This window comes from Sandaracinobacter neustonicus (assembly GCF_006385875.1).
Lineage (GTDB): Bacteria > Pseudomonadota > Alphaproteobacteria > Sphingomonadales > Sphingomonadaceae > Sandaracinobacteroides > Sandaracinobacteroides neustonicus.
The window spans coordinates 18,518-32,332 of the sequence record NZ_VFSU01000029.1 but is presented as its reverse complement, the minus strand read 5'-3'; the positions used below and the strand labels follow the sequence as shown (position 1 = coordinate 32,332).

Below are 13,815 nucleotides of genomic sequence, written 5' to 3'. Positions count from 1 at the left end.
CCGTGAGCCGCCGCCCGGCACGAACGCGCCCGACCCGGGCGCAGACCCGGGAGCGCATCCTGGATGGCGCTCTCGAGGCCTTCGCCGAACGTGGCTTCCATGGCGCCACCCAGGAAGATATTTGCGAGCGCGTCGGTCTGAGCCGGGGGGCCTATAATTCCAGCTTCCGATCCAAGGACGAATTGTTCTTCGCCCTCTATGACCGGGTGATCGAGCGCTTGCAGTCGAGGCTGGAGGAGGCGACCGCTTGCGCCCTGTCCATGCCCGGCTCGACGGCCGACAATTTCCTCAAGGCCTTTATCGCCAGCTATCCGTTCGATCGGGACTGGTATCTGCTCCAGGCCGAGTTCGGCCTCTATGCCCTACGCCATCCTGCCATGGCGAGCCACTATGCCGAACGGCAAGGACGGATCCTCGCCATCATCGAGGGCGCGCTCGCCGACATCCTTCGCGAGGATGCCCGCATCGCTGCCCGGGACCTCCCGTGCATTGCGCGCCTGATCCTGGCTGTCCACGAGGGAAGCATGTTCCAGGGCCTGCTTGAGCCCGGAAAGGTCGCGAGCGGAGAGCTTCTGGACTTTCTCGTGGATCTCATGCTGGCGGATGCCGGAGACGTCATCCGACGAGACCGGGACGGATCACCGTCGCAGACGTGACCCAGCGTAAACCATGGCCGGCATGCGCGCGACGACGGCTTTTGCCGTGTCAAGGAAAGCCGGTTCAGAGGCGCGGCCTTGCCCACGCCGATGGCAAAGGCGGCTACCATGACCTTCAGGCGTGCGTTTGCGCGTTTTCGATGAAACCCTCCGCCAGAAGCGCGTCGACCAGGCAGGAAAGATAGATGAGACTCCTCTGCCGGTCCTTCCGAACGGCGACGGCCTGGGCGATGGTCTGGAAACTATCAGGCAGCACACGCAGATCGGAGTGCTGCTGTGCGACCGTTGTCAGGGGCTGGCGAACGCCGGCAGCCACATCGGCGTCGCCATTCAGGAAGAGATCGATAGCCGCCGCCGAAGTCGGCCCTCGAACGATCTCGGCAGCGCGGATCGTGCGGGTCAGGAAAAGATCGTAGGCCGTCCGCAAGCCTGTCGCGATCCGAATGCCTGGCTTGTCTACGTCGCTCGTATCGTGAAACGGACTGTCCGACCGCACGAGATAAGCGCCTTCGATGAAAATATAAGGCGCGGTGTAGGCGATCCGCTCGGCGCGCTGCGGATCGATCGCCAGAAAGCCCATATCGACCTCTTCGCCGGCGAGGGCCTCAACGGCGTCATTGGCGGTCTTGAAGGACGTCAGAACCAAGGCGACCCCCAACCTCCTGGCGACCTCCTCGGCCAGTCGGACCGATAGGCCGGTACGAACGCCGTCGGGCCGCTGCTGGGCGAGCACGGGATTGCCCAGATTAATCGCGACCCGCAAAACGCCGCCTCGCGCCAGTTCGGCGGCGACCACCGCAAGCATTTCAGACATGCCCCATCCCTCCCCTGTTGACCGACTGCAGCACCATGATGGCGACGAACCGGGACTAGCCGCGCCATTTGTCGATCCGTCTCGCTGCGAGCGCGGACTGATCCACCCTCGCAGCCTCGCCGCCAAAATCCGGCTCGACCTTCCCCATGCACAGCTCCCGGCGCCCTCAATGGCTGCAGTCGTAGACTGCCTCCTTGGCAAAGCCGGCTGAAACCGAACTCGGCCCTGAAAGAATCTAGCCCCCCGCCCTCCCACACGACCTTCGTCCCAAAGCCGGATGAAGGTAGACATATGTGAGAAGGCGGGGAAAGCGATCGTCGTCAGTCCTCGATCAGGTCGAATTCCTCGAGCAGTTTCGCGATCTCGGTGCCCTCGAGCTTCTTCATGAGCAGATTGCGCACGAAGGCCGGACCTGGAATGTCGATCCCCTTGCCGTCCCTGAGTGGTCCGATCGCCGCCAGCAGGGTGCGGATGTCATAGGTGGAGTTGAACACCTCCGGCACGCCGCGCTCGACGTTCAACAGGGTGTAGACCGCCTCCATCGGCGTGCGAACCGAATATTCTGTCGTGAAGATGCAGTCGCGCTGCTTCGATTCCGCGAACTGGCCGATGAAGGCGAAGTTGACGGCGCCCTCGGGAACGACGTCCGGCCGATCGCCGGCCTGGCGCGGCATGAAGAAGGCGGTGATATAGGGCATCATGGTGGGCACGGTGCTCGCGCCGGTCGCTGCAAGTTCGGGAATGTCCTCGACGGGGACGCCGAGATGGTAGAGCCATTCCTGGGTGATCTCTTCGCCGGTGCAGTCCTGCATGGGCTTCTTGATGAAGTCGCCCGGCCTGTCCACGAAGAGGGCATAGAACCAGGCGATCATCTGGCCCTTGGGCTGCTTCTTGAAATGCGGCTGGCGATGGACCGTCCAGCTGAGCAGCCAGCTGGAGTCCTTCACGGTGACGATGCCGGCGGAGACGATCTTGCCGGTGAACGGATTCCGCTTGGTGATCTTCTCGACGTAGGCCGGGATGCGAGCGTCGAGCGTGGTGATCGAGGCGGAGGCCCATTTGGTCTCAGGGATGTGGGCGCCGAAAACGTCGGGGCGTCCGAAGGCGGGATCCTTCGCCGCGATGTTGCGCCAGAGATCCCAGGCCGGCGCCGGGCCGTCCCTCAGCTTCGCCGGGGTTCGATGGTCGCCATTGTCCGAGTTTTCGGTGAGGGATCCGATGGTGATGAAGACCAGGTCGTCGGGGCCGAGATCGACGCCGCCTTCGACGCCCTTCTCCGTCCAATGGATTCGCGTCGCCTGTTTGCGGCCGGCCTGGAGGTCGAAATCGACGTCGGTGACCTCGACGCCGTAGCGGAACTTGACGCCGTGATCCGTCAGCCACTTCACCAGCGGCAGGACCATGGATTCATACTGGTTGTAGCGGTTGAACTTGAGCGAGGAGAAGTCGGCGAGATTGCCGACGTGATGGATAAAGCGGTGGAGATAGAGCTTCATCTCCAGCGCGGAATGCCATTCCTCGAAGGCGAACATGGTGCGCCAGTAGAGCCAGAAATTGCTTTTGAGGAAGTCCTCGCTGAAGACCTCGTTGATCCGCTTGTTCTCCATCTCCTCGCGTGTGGCCAGAAAGATGGAGATGAGGTCCTTCTGCGCCCGGTCGTTGAGCGTCAGAAGGGCCTTGTCCGGCACGTCCTGACCCTGGTTCTGGGTCACCCGCTGGAGCGAGATATTGGGGTCGTCCTTGTTGAGGCGATAGAATTCGTCGAGCACGCTGGCGTCCTCGATCTCCAGCGAGGGGATCGAGCGATAGAGATCCCACAGACATTCGAAATGCTCTTCCATCTCGCGTCCGCCGCGGATGACGAAGCCCTTTTCCGGAACGTCCAGCCCGTCGAGGGCGCCACCGGGGATCGCCAGTTCCTCCAGGATGGTGATGCGGTCGCCGGGCACTCCGCCGTCGCGGATCAGGAAGGCCGCGCCGGCCAGCCCGGCCAGACCCGAACCGACGAACCAGGCCGTCTTGTTCTCGGCGCCCTCGGGTTTGCGGGGGCGAACGAAGGCTTCGTAATTTCCACTGCTGTAGTGCATGGCGGACTCCTTTGGATTCGCTAGGGGGAGGTCAGGAGGGGAGATCAGGAGGCGGGCTTGTAGACGTAGAAGCCTTCGCCGGACGCGACGCCCAGCTTGCCCTTGTCGATATAGTTTTCCTTCAGCCAGGCGGCGATCGCCCTGGCGTTGTCGTCGCCGTGCGACAGGATGTTGTAGGGCGTGGTCAGGCCGATGATGTCGTAGATCTGGAACGGCCCCATCGGCGCGCCGGTGGCGATGCGCCAGACCTTGTCGACATCTTCCGGCTCGGCATAGCCGCCCGCCGCAAGCCCGGCCGCCGCGTTCAGGAACGGGACCAGAAGGGAGTTGAGGACATAGCCGGCCTTTTCCTTGCGGACCGGGACAGGGACCATGCCGATGGCCGATGCGAAGGCGACGAGGGCATCGAACACGGTCGGATCGGTGTCATCCGTGCCCATCACCTCGGCGGTGTTGAACTTCCATATGCTGTTGGCGAAGTGCAGCGCCAGAAAACGGTCCGGTCGGCCGGTGAAGGCCTTCAGGTCGCTCGGCAGCAGGGTCGAGGAATTTGTGGCGAAGATCGTCCTGTCCGGCGCGAGCCCCGTCAGCTTTTCGTAGAGCGCCCGCTTGATCGAGAGAACCTCGGGAACCGCCTCGATCACCAGATCCGCATCCGCGACCGCCGTCCCGAGATCGGCAGACAGGGTGATGCGCTTCAGGGCTTCGGTCGCCTTGCCGCCGGTCGCCCCGGGCACCTCCCCTTCATAGGTTTGGACGAGGGCGGCGAACCGCGCGCCCGCCTGATCGAGGGCGTCTTCGCTGATGTCATAAGCGGTGACGTCAAAGCCGCTATAGGCGGTCTGGAAGGCGATCTGGCTCCCCAGCACGCCGGTCCCGAGGACCGTCACTTTTCGAATATCGGTCATTCCACCACCTCCCGCATGGAATCGTCACGAAGAAATGGAGCCGCCACCTCGAAGGGCACTCGGACGGGTCTGCCGCTTGACCGGTCGATCAGCGCCCATTGGGAAATTGCGATGACGAGACGACGCCCGTCGGCATGGACGAATTCGACGCATCGGGTATAGCGAGCGCCGCGCGGCGGCCCCTCGACCCAGGTCAGCGCGGTCACGTCTTCACCGACCCGGATATTGCCGCGGTATTCGATCTCATGCTTGAGGACCATCGCCACGTACCGGTCCCGGTCACAGCCTCGCGCGGCGGCGAACCAATGGGCCATCGACGCCTCCTGGGCCCAGTCGACCCAGACCGCGTTGTTGACGTGATCGAGTTCATCGATGTCGTCCGCCCTCGCGCGGAAGGTCGTGCGGAAGCGCCGCAGCGCATCGATTTCGCCGTACAGCGGCAATCCGGAGGCCCCGCACCCGATCCGCCGCGACACGGTCCGAGGCTCCATCGTCAGGCCCTCTCCGTCCCAGGGACGCCCAGCCCCATCAAGGCGCGGAAGAAGCCCACGAGCATCCGGTCGCGCGGGACGGCGCCTTCGACCTCGCCTTGGACGGCAAGGCCCATCCACAGGGCGTAAAGGCCGATCCCGGTCTGCAAGGGCGGTAGTATCGGCCGGAGTCCGAAACGCTCCGCCAGATCGCTGACCAGACCGGCGAACACCTGATGGCAGGCCGCCTTTCCTTCATAGTGTCGCGCCGCGAAGGCCGGCTCCCGGCGGGCATGAAGTTGCAATTCGATCGAGAGCAGCGACCATTGCGCCTCTTCGGCGAGCTTTGCGAGCCGGGCAGCGAGCACCTGCAGCGTGGTTTCGATATCGTCGCCGGCGCAATGCGCGACCAGATCGCGAAGCAGGGTGACCTCGTCCTGGATATGGCTCTGCAGGATCTCGACCAGCAGATCGTCCTTGCTCGCGAAGTTGGAATAGAAGGCGCCCTGGGTATGTCCGGCGGCGGTGCAGATATTGCGGATCGACATGGCGGCGACCCCCTCTTCGACGATAGAGGCGTGCGCGGCCGCGACCAACCGATCCCTGGTCTGGCGTTGCGTATCCTTTCGCTTCGACGACATATGGCTGGTCCATCCGATCATTGCGACGACACCTATCGCGCGAGAATTCGAATATCACGTGATATCCCAAATAGGAAGACGTTTTGCATGTGGGTTAGATTAATGAAAGCATTGGGCATTCTGCTCCATATAGTGCCCGGTGTATGCCGACCTTGCCATTGCAGCCCCCAACGCGAGGGTTTTGAGGCGTCTGAAAGTCGCATCCCGTCCATCGCGGGAGCACAGCATCTTGAAATCGTCACTCGAGCCGACAGCGCCTTCAAGGCGGCAAACGCCCAAGCATGGCGTTATCAGGCTCGACACCGAGCACCGGGATGAGAGACCACAGGAATCGCTTCTGCCCGACCGCAGCCTATTCGCGCAGCAACCGAAGATAGCCGCCCTCGACCAGACGTTCAGCTGTACGGATCAGGCGGTGGACACGCATCCGCATGTCCTCGCCGGCGGCCCAGTCGGTCTCGACGCGTTTGGCCCCGAACAGGGCAATGGCGATCTCGCGGTGTGTCGCCCCGGCGCGGGCGCCGTCATAGGCCTGGAAGGCCATGGCCCACCGACGGGCGCGGCGTTCGGGTGGATAAAGGGTGGCCGGCAGTCGGCCGAGGCGGCGCAGGGCGAGCAGGCGGCGCAGGGTGAGGAGCTTCGGTTCGAGTTCGGAGAAGCCCGCCAGAGTGTAGAGCAGGCGCACCGGTCCGGCCAGCAGGGTTCCGGCGGTGACCTCGATGCGGACACAACGACCCCCATCGAACAGGAGCAGTTCCTCACGTCCATCGCGCGCGCCTCGAAGGACGGCGGCGCATGGCAGACGAAGCAGGTCGATGCCGTCGGCGTCCTCCGGCATGCAGGGTTCCGCATGCACGGCGAGCACGGCCGTGTCGTAGCGCGACCGCCAGAAGACGGCCTGTGTCGCCGCGATGTCGTCCGCCGCGCCGACAGAGCCAGCCCCATGCGGCCGGCTCGTCTCCTTCCTCCGACGCCAGCAATCGAATGGGGGGCGAGCGGCGCAGCAGGCGGCCGCGACGGAACGGCCGGAGCATCAAGCGGGCCTGGGCGTTCCGCGAAGCGGATTCCCAGGCCCAACCGGACGGGTCCAGCGGCAGAAGCCGGTCATAGGCTTCGCGGCGGCGCCAGTCAGCGGTGTCCTCCTGCCCATGCATTGCGCGTCCTTTCCCCGCGCGGCTCATCGCCGGATCGGCGCAGGAGGGCCGATCCACTCCTGTCCGACCGGCGACGATAGGGAAGATTCCACCCCGGCTCTTCTCCGTTCTTCCGGTGTTTCCATCATCTTCCTGTATTAACTACGATAATACCGAGTTCTTTCGGTCTGGCCGGCGCTCAGCTCGCTGCGCCATGTACAGACGTGAGAGCACCACGCCCGGTCGATCGCCGCCGAAGGCTTGCGAAGCGGGCGTCCGTCATGACCTAATCAAGGCCCCGTGCGGGGGGCTACGGAGTGGGACGATATGGCGGAGGATACTGGGGCGTTTGACCGCGAAGTCGGAGCGCGCATACGGCGGAGACGCCGCGAGCTCGGCATGAGCCAGAAGGCGTTCGGCCAGCACCTCAACATCTCGTTCCAGCAGGTCCAGAAGTATGAGAACGGGAGTTCGCGGCTTCTGGCGTGGCGGCTGTATGTCATCTCCCGCGTGCTCGGCGTCAGTGTTCCGAGCCTTCTCGGGCTTCGAGACACGCAGCCCGCCGCCGCGCCGCGCGACGAGACCACCCGGCTGGTTGAGGCGTGGAGCCGCATTCCCTCCGAGCCGCTGCGCGGCCAACTGCTGCGGCTGATCGAGACCCTCGCTCTCGAGGCGGACGACGCGGAACCCGCGAAGGCTGACGCATGGATCGCTTCGCAAAGCTGACGGCGCGCGAGCGCGAGTGCCTGATCGGGGCTGCCCAACTCCGCCAGTCGAAGGAGATCGCGCGCGATCTCGGCGTCCGCAAGGCGACGGTCGACAAGCATTTCGCGAATGCGGTGCGCAAGCTACAGGCCGTGTCCCGGCGCGACGCCGCGCTGATGCTGGTCCGGTACATGCGCGCGAGCGGCCTACCCATTGCGTATCAGGGTCAGCCGATACCCCTATCCTTCGATCCCGTTTCGTCGGCCGATGGCGGGGAGAAAGGAGGAGCCCATGCCCCATTCGGCGATCCCGATCCCGACGGTCACCTGGGGCGATCTGGAAGCGGCGTACGACGACCTGTCGATCACGCGGGAGGAAAAGGAGACGGTGCAGCATCTGCTGACGATGACGCGTCTGCTCAGTCCGCATCTCTCGCCGCTCGATCTGATTCGAGAGATTATCTGCATCGCTTTCGTTCTGACGCCCGCGAGCGATCGACCGCCACGGAGCCCGTTAAGCCGAACGTTCGGTCGCCGTTCCTGCGACTGATGCTCGTGATGGCGGCGGCCGTTGCCATCGGTGTCGTGACGGTCGGCATCCTCTCCAGTGCGATCCAGATCGGCCATCTGGCGCAGATCTTCGACGACCGGCTCGCGCCCTACTGATCCTCGCCGGCTCCGCCGGTGCGACATTTCGATTTCACCATTTCAATATAGGAGCCCGCGCGTGCGCGGGATTGCGAACCCATGCAAAGACGCGACATCGCCCAGTCCATCGCCGACGCCCTGTTCGAGGCGGAAGGCGCCGTCGACATGGCGCTCGAGAAGGCCGCCCTGTTTATCGCGCTGACCTCGTCGCTACGGCGCGACCATGATTTCTCAGCCGTGTTGGGCCACGATGGGGTGGCGGCTGTCGCGCGATCGGTCGACACACTCGGACAGACGCGAACCCATCTGATGGCGGCGCACGCGGCCCTCGCGGCAGCCGCCCCGGAGATCGGCGTACGTCCGGCAACGCTGCACGGCACGGGAGTCAGCAAACCGGAGCGCAACGGGATCGTCCCGACTGCGGAAGTCCCGGCGCCCCGCATCGTCGCCTAAGCTTGACAGCAGCACCCATGAGTAGCGTCCTTCTCCCTCGTATGGGGGACCGAGGCGATGTTACAGACGCCTATGCAGATCGCGGGCGCGATCCTCACCTTGTTGGTGACGTCAGCGGTGCTTCTCTGGGGCGGGCGTCCCGAGCGCATCGCCGCGCTCGCGTCGCTCACGGCCTTTCTGGTCTCGCCGCTGGCGCAGGCGCTCGGCGGCGAGCGGTGGCCGATGTGGGGCGTGGCCGCAGTCGATGCGGCCCTTCTGGCGGTTCTGATCATGCTGGTGCTACGCCATGACCGGATCTGGCTGATCGTCGCGGCCGGTGTCGAACTGGTCACGGTGGCGGCGCATGTCGGCATGATGCTGGACGAAGACCTGCTGGCGCGGGGCTATGTCGTGTCGCTCTGGATTCTCTATTTCATCTTTCTCGGCGCCCTCGCGTTCAGTCTCGTGGAGACCAGGGCGCGGACGGCCGGCTGAGCCAGACCTTGCGGTGCGACCGGAATATCCGTGAAGCCGCCGCAATCAGGGAGGGCTAGTCTGCCGGGCGAGGAGCCCTCATGCCGACCTTCGCCGTCTTCCGCTCGCTGCTGCGGCTCATGGCCGATCGCACGCTCGGGCTGCGCGCGGATGTGGCGGCGAGCACGATGATCGAGGTGCTGGGCATCGGACTGGGTGTTCTCGGACCCTATCTGCTGAAGCTGGTGGTCGACAGCCTGTCGGCGGGCCAGGTTTCACCTTTCCCATTCCTGCTGCTGGTCGCGGCCTTCGTACTCGTCTGGTCGGGTACCAACCTGACCGCGGCCTGGAAATATGTCTTCACCACCAGGATCATCAACGGTCTCGCCCGGCGCCTGATCGAGGGCGCGCTGACGGGACATCTGCCGAAGATCGCGCGTGAACGGGAGGCGGACAGCGGGCGGCTGCTGGGCATGCTCGAGCGGCTGCCCTTCAGTCTCCAGCTTGTCGTGGACGGGCTGATGGGACGGGTGGCGCCGCTCCTGATCCAGATCGCTGTGTCGCTGGCGGTGATCGCGACCCTGGCTCCGCCGCCCTATGTGGTGCTGATGATCGTGGTGCTGGTCGGCTACTACGGGGCGACACGGCTGAGCGCCCGCCGGTTCCAGGCGCAGGCGGAGGCGACGAACCGGGCGGCGGCTTCGGTGTCTCAGGCGCTCGGCGACGTGTTGCGCAATGCGCGCCGGGTGGTGTTCAACGGCAATGTCGAAGGCGAGATCCGCCTCGTCGCGCACGAGGGCCGGGCGCGACAGGCCTCGGCCGAGCGGCTGGCCTGGCTGCTCGTCCATACGGCGGGCGCGCAGTATCTGGTGGCGGGCGTGGGCCTTTTCCTTCTTCTGGGACTCGCCGGCCTGGACGCGGCGCATGGCGCGATCTCGGTCGGCGATTTCGTGCTGCTGCAGGCCTATGCGTTCCGGCTGGCCCTTCCGCTCGGCGGCCTCGGCTTCATCCTGCGGCAGTCCGGGGTGGCGATCGCGAATATCGGCGATGTGCTCGCCCTGGTCGGGCGCGAGAGCCGGTCCTCCCCTGCGACGATCCCGACGACGGCCGCCGCGATCACGATCGACGGGGCCGGATTTCGCTACGGCAGCCAATGGGTGCTTCGCGATGTCCATGCCGAGATCGCGCCGGGATCGTTCGTGGTCGTGGCCGGGCCCAACGGCGCAGGCAAGTCGACGCTGGCCCGGATGATCGCCGGCCTGCTGTCGCCGAGCGAGGGGCGCGTGCGGGTGGACGGGGTGGAGATGGAGGCCATCGACGAGGCGGAGCGCTATGCGCGCGTCCTCTACGTTCCGCAGTTCATTGGCCTGTTCAACCGCAGCCTAGGCGACAACGCCCTCTATCCGCCAACGCGTCACGACGAAGCGGCGCTCAGGGCCTTGCTGGAGGATTGGTGCTTCTATGAGGACGGCCGGCCGGTGGATTTCGGACTGGCGGTCGGCGAACAGGGCGAACGGCTATCGGGCGGCCAGGTGCAGAAGCTGGAACTGGCGCGGCTGATGGGGGTGCGGGCGTCGGCGATCATCTTGGATGAGACCACATCGTCCCTCGACGCGCCAGCCGAGGCCCGCGCGATCGGCGCGCTCCGGGCGCGGCATGCGGGCGTCACGACGCTCGTTCTGGTCACCCATCGTCTCGAGCTGGCGCGCAGCGCCGATCAGGTCATCTTCATGCGCGACGGCCGTCTGACGGCCGGCCGGCATGCGGCGCTGCTTGAGATAGACGCGGCCTATCGAGCCTTTTGCGGTGGGGACGCGGCGGCCTGACCGGTGGGGGCGCGAAGTACCGGGTCGAACGGCGCCGCATCGGAGGATCGGTAAAGCCGGGACCAGCCCCTATCGCTAGAATGAGGACCGAGCCGACAGGAGGATGCCGGCGTGTGGACTGAGGTTTCAGGGTCGATCACGGGGCCGGCGGCGTATCTTGCCGGCCCGGAGTGCGGGCCATGTACGAGCAGGACACCATCGGCGGACAGGTCTATCGGCTGATCAAGGCGCAGGTGACGAGTTGCGCCTGTCGGCCCGGCCAGCGACTGAATCCGGGGCAGCTGGCGGCGGACGCGGACGCCAGCGAGACGACAGTCTACAACGCCCTGCGCCGCCTGGCGGCCGAGGGGCTGGTGGCGGGCAGCCGAACCGAAGGCTTTCATGCGCCGCCGGCTGACGAGGCGCATCTCAGGGCCAGCTATCGCTGGGCCTGTGCGCTGGCCATTCTCGCCGTCCGCAACGCGGCGCCGCTGATCGGTCCGGAGCCGGAGGTAACCCATTTCCCGACAGCGGACGGTCCAGGGCTGGTGCATCGGACCGAGGCGTTTTTCGAGCGGCTGGCGTCACTGCCGGAAATCGACGAGTGCGAGGTTGCGATGGCCCATGCCAACGACCGGCTCAGGGCGGTCCGATGTCTTGAGGGTCATCTGTTCGAAGACGGCGAAGAGGAGCTGGCCGGACTGGTCGATATGGCATCGGATCCCGAACGCCTCATTCCCCTGCTGATCCGCCACCGCGATCGCCGGCTGCTGGCCGTCGCGGATCTGGCCCGGCTGCGCGCACGCGGTCCTGCCCCCGGGCCCGGGCAAGGTCAGGTCATTTGATGGCCGAAATCGCCGCACCGGAAGATTCGTAAAGTCGAAGCCGCCCTAGAGTGGTATTCTGCTCTCACATCATGAGGCGGTATGGATCAGCTATGCGCGCCCGCTCCGCCATCCAGGCGGTCCACCGGACCGCAAAGGCTCAAGCAACGTGACGAGAGTCGCGCCGTTGCCATTGCCCATTCTATCAATACATCATCGCAGATCATCAATAATCACAAACAATCAACTGCCCGTGATGAAAGTTGGCCTCAAAAAATACTGCCCGGATTCCAACAGGATTCGGGCCAATGATGAACGTGGCGCGAATTTTACCTCTACTCACATGCGAGTCATACTTTCCTCACGCCATGAACTGGTCATGGCGATTGCCTGATGAGGGAGACGTACAATGAACACGCGTGAGCATTTCGAAGACGACCTGATCGACCTGGGCGCTTTCACCGACCAGACCAAGGGGGACACTGAGTTCCCCGGCGCTGACATTGATAATGGTCGTCGTCCTGAACTCGGCCTTTCCGACGACTGAACGCGCCTGCGGGTCTGGGGCGTATCGGTTCGATGCGCCCCAGCCTTCAAGCCGGCCTCTACCCACGATCAAGGCAATAAGCGATGTATAGGCTTCGCAACGGAATCCATGCGGCGCTTGTGGACGGCAGGTCCGTCCTTCTCGACATTCCGAAAGACAGGTATTTTCTGGTTCCGGATTCCGTGAACGACGTCCTCGGGAATCTGGATCGCGGTCACGATATCAGTCCAAGCCAGCAGCAACGTCTTGGTTCACTTGTTCGAAGCGGTGTTCTCGTGGCGAGCCCGGGCGGCCATAATCGCCGCATCTATACAAAGCCTACAGCTGAGCCAGCAGCCGAAGCGCCGCAGCGGCAGCACACGAACCGGCTTCTGGCGGCCGCTCTCTTTCAGCATGCGCGGACCTCGATCAGACTTCGCCTGAGCTCGATCGACGCCATTCTGGACAATCTTCGCTCCAGAAAGAAAAGACTGATCGAGAGCGGGAAATTCGCGAGCGCACATGCAGTTTACGAACGCGCCTCGGCGTTCCGATCATCTTCAAAATTCTATCCCAACGATCATCGCTGCCTGCGCCGCTCCATCGCCTTCATGGACGACCTGCTTCGACATGGGCATGTCGCCGATCTGGTGGTGGGTGTCCAACTCAGCCCCTTCTCGGCCCATTGTTGGGTGCAGCAGGGCGAAACAGTCCTGAATGACGGGATCGAGGATGTGCAGCCCTATACCTCCATTCTGGTGATCTAGTGGATACGACCTATCTCGCTGTGCTCTGCTCCGATGCGGGTCTTCGTCGAGGATTTGGTGATCGATTGCGATGGGTCGCCGGGCCTTTCAAAGCCGACAGTCGTGGAGATCTCACTCTCTTTACAGCTATGGAAGCCTCCACGCTGGATCTCGGCCCGTCCAGCGGAATGCTCGTCGGTGCATTATTTTCCCGGGAAACCCGGCCCAGACGTCTATCTACGATCGACGAGCCCGCAGGGCGCCGGATCGCGGAGTCCGGCGGCGCTTCTCTGGCGACGGACTTCTGGGGTGGATATGTCGCCTTCACAATGGAGAAGGGCTCGCGCGCTGTGCGCATCCTTCGCGATCCTTCGGGGACTGTGCCATGTTACTATCTCAAGGTTGGATCTGCGCTCATCGCCAGTTCGAGCGTCGCGCTGCTGTTCGCGGTCGCGGGCGTCGCGCCGGAGATTCAATGGCCGCACGCCCGCCGCTATCTCGCCACGGCGTCTCTCAGAACAAGCGAAACCGCCCTTGCGGGCGTCAAGGAAGTGCTTCCCGGGTTCGGCCTGTCGATCCGCAATGGCTCGGAAGCGGTCATCACGTTCTGGTCGCCCTGGGATTTCGTCGATCCCGAACTGCACCTCAGCGATCAGGAGCGACAGACCCGCCTCTACGAGCTTGTGCAGGGATGCATAGCTGCCTGGGCGAGCTGTTTCGACCGTATTCTGGTCGGTGTCTCCGGCGGACTGGATTCCTCGATCGTCGCCGCCTGTCTGGCGCAATGGAGTGGTCGGACGCAACTCATGACGATGGCGACGCATTCGGCTAGCGGGGACGAGCGCGCCTATGCCAGAATTCTTGTGAAGCGGCGTGCAAAATTGACCCCTTAGCGGGGTGATCGGCGTCTAAAATTGACCCCCATCATTCCAGAGTTGAGGCGTCGC

The 13,815-nt window shown here is 64.4% G+C and carries 16 protein-coding genes; 10 read left to right on the top strand and 6 right to left on the bottom strand.

Annotation, left to right across the window (positions count from 1 at the left end; all coding sequences use genetic code 11):
• Window positions 1–2: 2 nt before the first annotated feature.
• Entirely contained in the window at window positions 3–656 is a 654-nt protein-coding gene (locus FJQ54_RS12610; protein WP_140928780.1) for a TetR/AcrR family transcriptional regulator, read from the top strand.
• 115 nt (window positions 657–771) lie between these two features.
• Here the strand turns inward: FJQ54_RS12610 and FJQ54_RS12605 are convergent, their stop codons facing one another.
• From FJQ54_RS12605 to FJQ54_RS12580, 6 genes are all read right to left on the bottom strand, one after another.
• Entirely contained in the window at window positions 772–1,470 is a 699-nt protein-coding gene (locus tag FJQ54_RS12605; RefSeq protein ID WP_181160149.1) for a transporter substrate-binding domain-containing protein, read from the bottom strand.
• Window positions 1,471–1,790: 320 nt separating this feature from the next.
• Window positions 1,791–3,557 (bottom strand): oleate hydratase, encoded by a 1,767-nt coding sequence (locus tag FJQ54_RS12600; protein ID WP_140928778.1) that lies wholly within the window; start codon window positions 3,555–3,557, stop codon window positions 1,791–1,793.
• A 44-nt stretch (window positions 3,558–3,601) separates the two neighbouring features.
• Window positions 3,602–4,465, bottom strand: a complete 864-nt coding sequence (locus tag FJQ54_RS12595) for a 3-hydroxyacyl-CoA dehydrogenase (RefSeq protein ID WP_140928777.1) — start codon at window positions 4,463–4,465, stop codon at window positions 3,602–3,604.
• Window positions 4,462–4,908: an acyl-CoA thioesterase gene (locus tag FJQ54_RS12590; RefSeq protein WP_328592183.1), complete on the bottom strand. Its 447-nt coding sequence runs from the start codon at window positions 4,906–4,908 to the stop codon at window positions 4,462–4,464. The genes FJQ54_RS12595 and FJQ54_RS12590 overlap by 4 nt, the downstream gene beginning before the upstream one ends.
• Window positions 4,909–4,958: 50 nt before the next feature.
• Window positions 4,959–5,597 carry a TetR/AcrR family transcriptional regulator gene (locus tag FJQ54_RS12585; RefSeq protein ID WP_235890442.1) on the bottom strand — a complete coding sequence of 213 codons (639 nt, stop codon included), beginning with the start codon at window positions 5,595–5,597 and terminating at the stop codon, window positions 4,959–4,961.
• A 331-nt stretch (window positions 5,598–5,928) separates the two neighbouring features.
• Window positions 5,929–6,414 (bottom strand): DUF2285 domain-containing protein, encoded by a 486-nt coding sequence (locus FJQ54_RS12580; RefSeq protein ID WP_140928776.1) that lies wholly within the window; start codon window positions 6,412–6,414, stop codon window positions 5,929–5,931.
• 622 nt (window positions 6,415–7,036) lie between these two features.
• Here FJQ54_RS12580 and FJQ54_RS12575 point away from each other — a divergent pair.
• The 9 genes from FJQ54_RS12575 to FJQ54_RS12535 all read left to right on the top strand — a co-directional run bounded on the left by FJQ54_RS12575 (window position 7,037) and on the right by FJQ54_RS12535 (window position 13,761).
• Window positions 7,037–7,435, top strand: a complete 399-nt coding sequence (locus FJQ54_RS12575; protein ID WP_140928775.1) for a helix-turn-helix domain-containing protein — start codon at window positions 7,037–7,039, stop codon at window positions 7,433–7,435.
• On the top strand, window positions 7,414–8,079 hold the full coding sequence (locus tag FJQ54_RS12570) for a response regulator transcription factor (RefSeq protein WP_140928774.1): 666 nt from the start codon (window positions 7,414–7,416) through the stop codon (window positions 8,077–8,079). The genes FJQ54_RS12575 and FJQ54_RS12570 overlap by 22 nt, the downstream gene beginning before the upstream one ends.
• A gap of 81 nt (window positions 8,080–8,160) precedes the next feature.
• Entirely contained in the window at window positions 8,161–8,514 is a 354-nt protein-coding gene (locus FJQ54_RS12565; protein WP_140928773.1) for a hypothetical protein, read from the top strand.
• Window positions 8,515–8,586: 72 nt separating this feature from the next.
• Window positions 8,587–8,988 carry a hypothetical protein gene (locus FJQ54_RS12560; protein WP_140928772.1) on the top strand — a complete coding sequence of 134 codons (402 nt, stop codon included), beginning with the start codon at window positions 8,587–8,589 and terminating at the stop codon, window positions 8,986–8,988.
• A gap of 80 nt (window positions 8,989–9,068) precedes the next feature.
• Window positions 9,069–10,793: an ATP-binding cassette domain-containing protein gene (locus tag FJQ54_RS12555; protein ID WP_140928771.1), complete on the top strand. Its 1,725-nt coding sequence runs from the start codon at window positions 9,069–9,071 to the stop codon at window positions 10,791–10,793.
• Between the two features lie 179 nt (window positions 10,794–10,972).
• Window positions 10,973–11,617 carry a GntR family transcriptional regulator gene (locus FJQ54_RS12550; RefSeq protein WP_140928770.1) on the top strand — a complete coding sequence of 215 codons (645 nt, stop codon included), beginning with the start codon at window positions 10,973–10,975 and terminating at the stop codon, window positions 11,615–11,617.
• Window positions 11,618–12,005: 388 nt separating this feature from the next.
• Window positions 12,006–12,143 carry a benenodin family lasso peptide gene (locus FJQ54_RS12545; protein ID WP_140928769.1) on the top strand — a complete coding sequence of 46 codons (138 nt, stop codon included), beginning with the start codon at window positions 12,006–12,008 and terminating at the stop codon, window positions 12,141–12,143.
• Window positions 12,144–12,226: 83 nt separating this feature from the next.
• Window positions 12,227–12,889, top strand: a complete 663-nt coding sequence (locus FJQ54_RS12540; protein ID WP_140928768.1) for a lasso peptide biosynthesis B2 protein — start codon at window positions 12,227–12,229, stop codon at window positions 12,887–12,889.
• Entirely contained in the window at window positions 12,889–13,761 is an 873-nt protein-coding gene (locus FJQ54_RS12535; RefSeq protein ID WP_207790422.1) for an asparagine synthase-related protein, read from the top strand. The genes FJQ54_RS12540 and FJQ54_RS12535 overlap by 1 nt, the downstream gene beginning before the upstream one ends.
• Window positions 13,762–13,815: the final 54 nt, after the last annotated feature.

Coding starts and splice junctions, on each gene's coding strand:
- FJQ54_RS12580 (WP_140928776.1), bottom strand. CDS start 6,414: ATGCCGGAGGACGCCGACGGCATCGACCTGCTTCGTCTGCCATGCGCC.
- FJQ54_RS12565 (WP_140928773.1), top strand. CDS start 8,161: ATGCAAAGACGCGACATCGCCCAGTCCATCGCCGACGCCCTGTTCGAG.
- FJQ54_RS12545 (WP_140928769.1), top strand. CDS start 12,006: ATGAACACGCGTGAGCATTTCGAAGACGACCTGATCGACCTGGGCGCT.
- FJQ54_RS12575 (WP_140928775.1), top strand. CDS start 7,037: ATGGCGGAGGATACTGGGGCGTTTGACCGCGAAGTCGGAGCGCGCATA.
- FJQ54_RS12585 (WP_235890442.1), bottom strand. CDS start 5,597: ATGATCGGATGGACCAGCCATATGTCGTCGAAGCGAAAGGATACGCAA.
- FJQ54_RS12555 (WP_140928771.1), top strand. CDS start 9,069: ATGCCGACCTTCGCCGTCTTCCGCTCGCTGCTGCGGCTCATGGCCGAT.
- FJQ54_RS12570 (WP_140928774.1), top strand. CDS start 7,414: ATGGATCGCTTCGCAAAGCTGACGGCGCGCGAGCGCGAGTGCCTGATC.
- FJQ54_RS12600 (WP_140928778.1), bottom strand. CDS start 3,557: ATGCACTACAGCAGTGGAAATTACGAAGCCTTCGTTCGCCCCCGCAAA.
- FJQ54_RS12595 (WP_140928777.1), bottom strand. CDS start 4,465: ATGACCGATATTCGAAAAGTGACGGTCCTCGGGACCGGCGTGCTGGGG.
- FJQ54_RS12605 (WP_181160149.1), bottom strand. CDS start 1,470: ATGTCTGAAATGCTTGCGGTGGTCGCCGCCGAACTGGCGCGAGGCGGC.
- FJQ54_RS12560 (WP_140928772.1), top strand. CDS start 8,587: ATGCAGATCGCGGGCGCGATCCTCACCTTGTTGGTGACGTCAGCGGTG.
- FJQ54_RS12540 (WP_140928768.1), top strand. CDS start 12,227: ATGTATAGGCTTCGCAACGGAATCCATGCGGCGCTTGTGGACGGCAGG.
- FJQ54_RS12550 (WP_140928770.1), top strand. CDS start 10,973: ATGTACGAGCAGGACACCATCGGCGGACAGGTCTATCGGCTGATCAAG.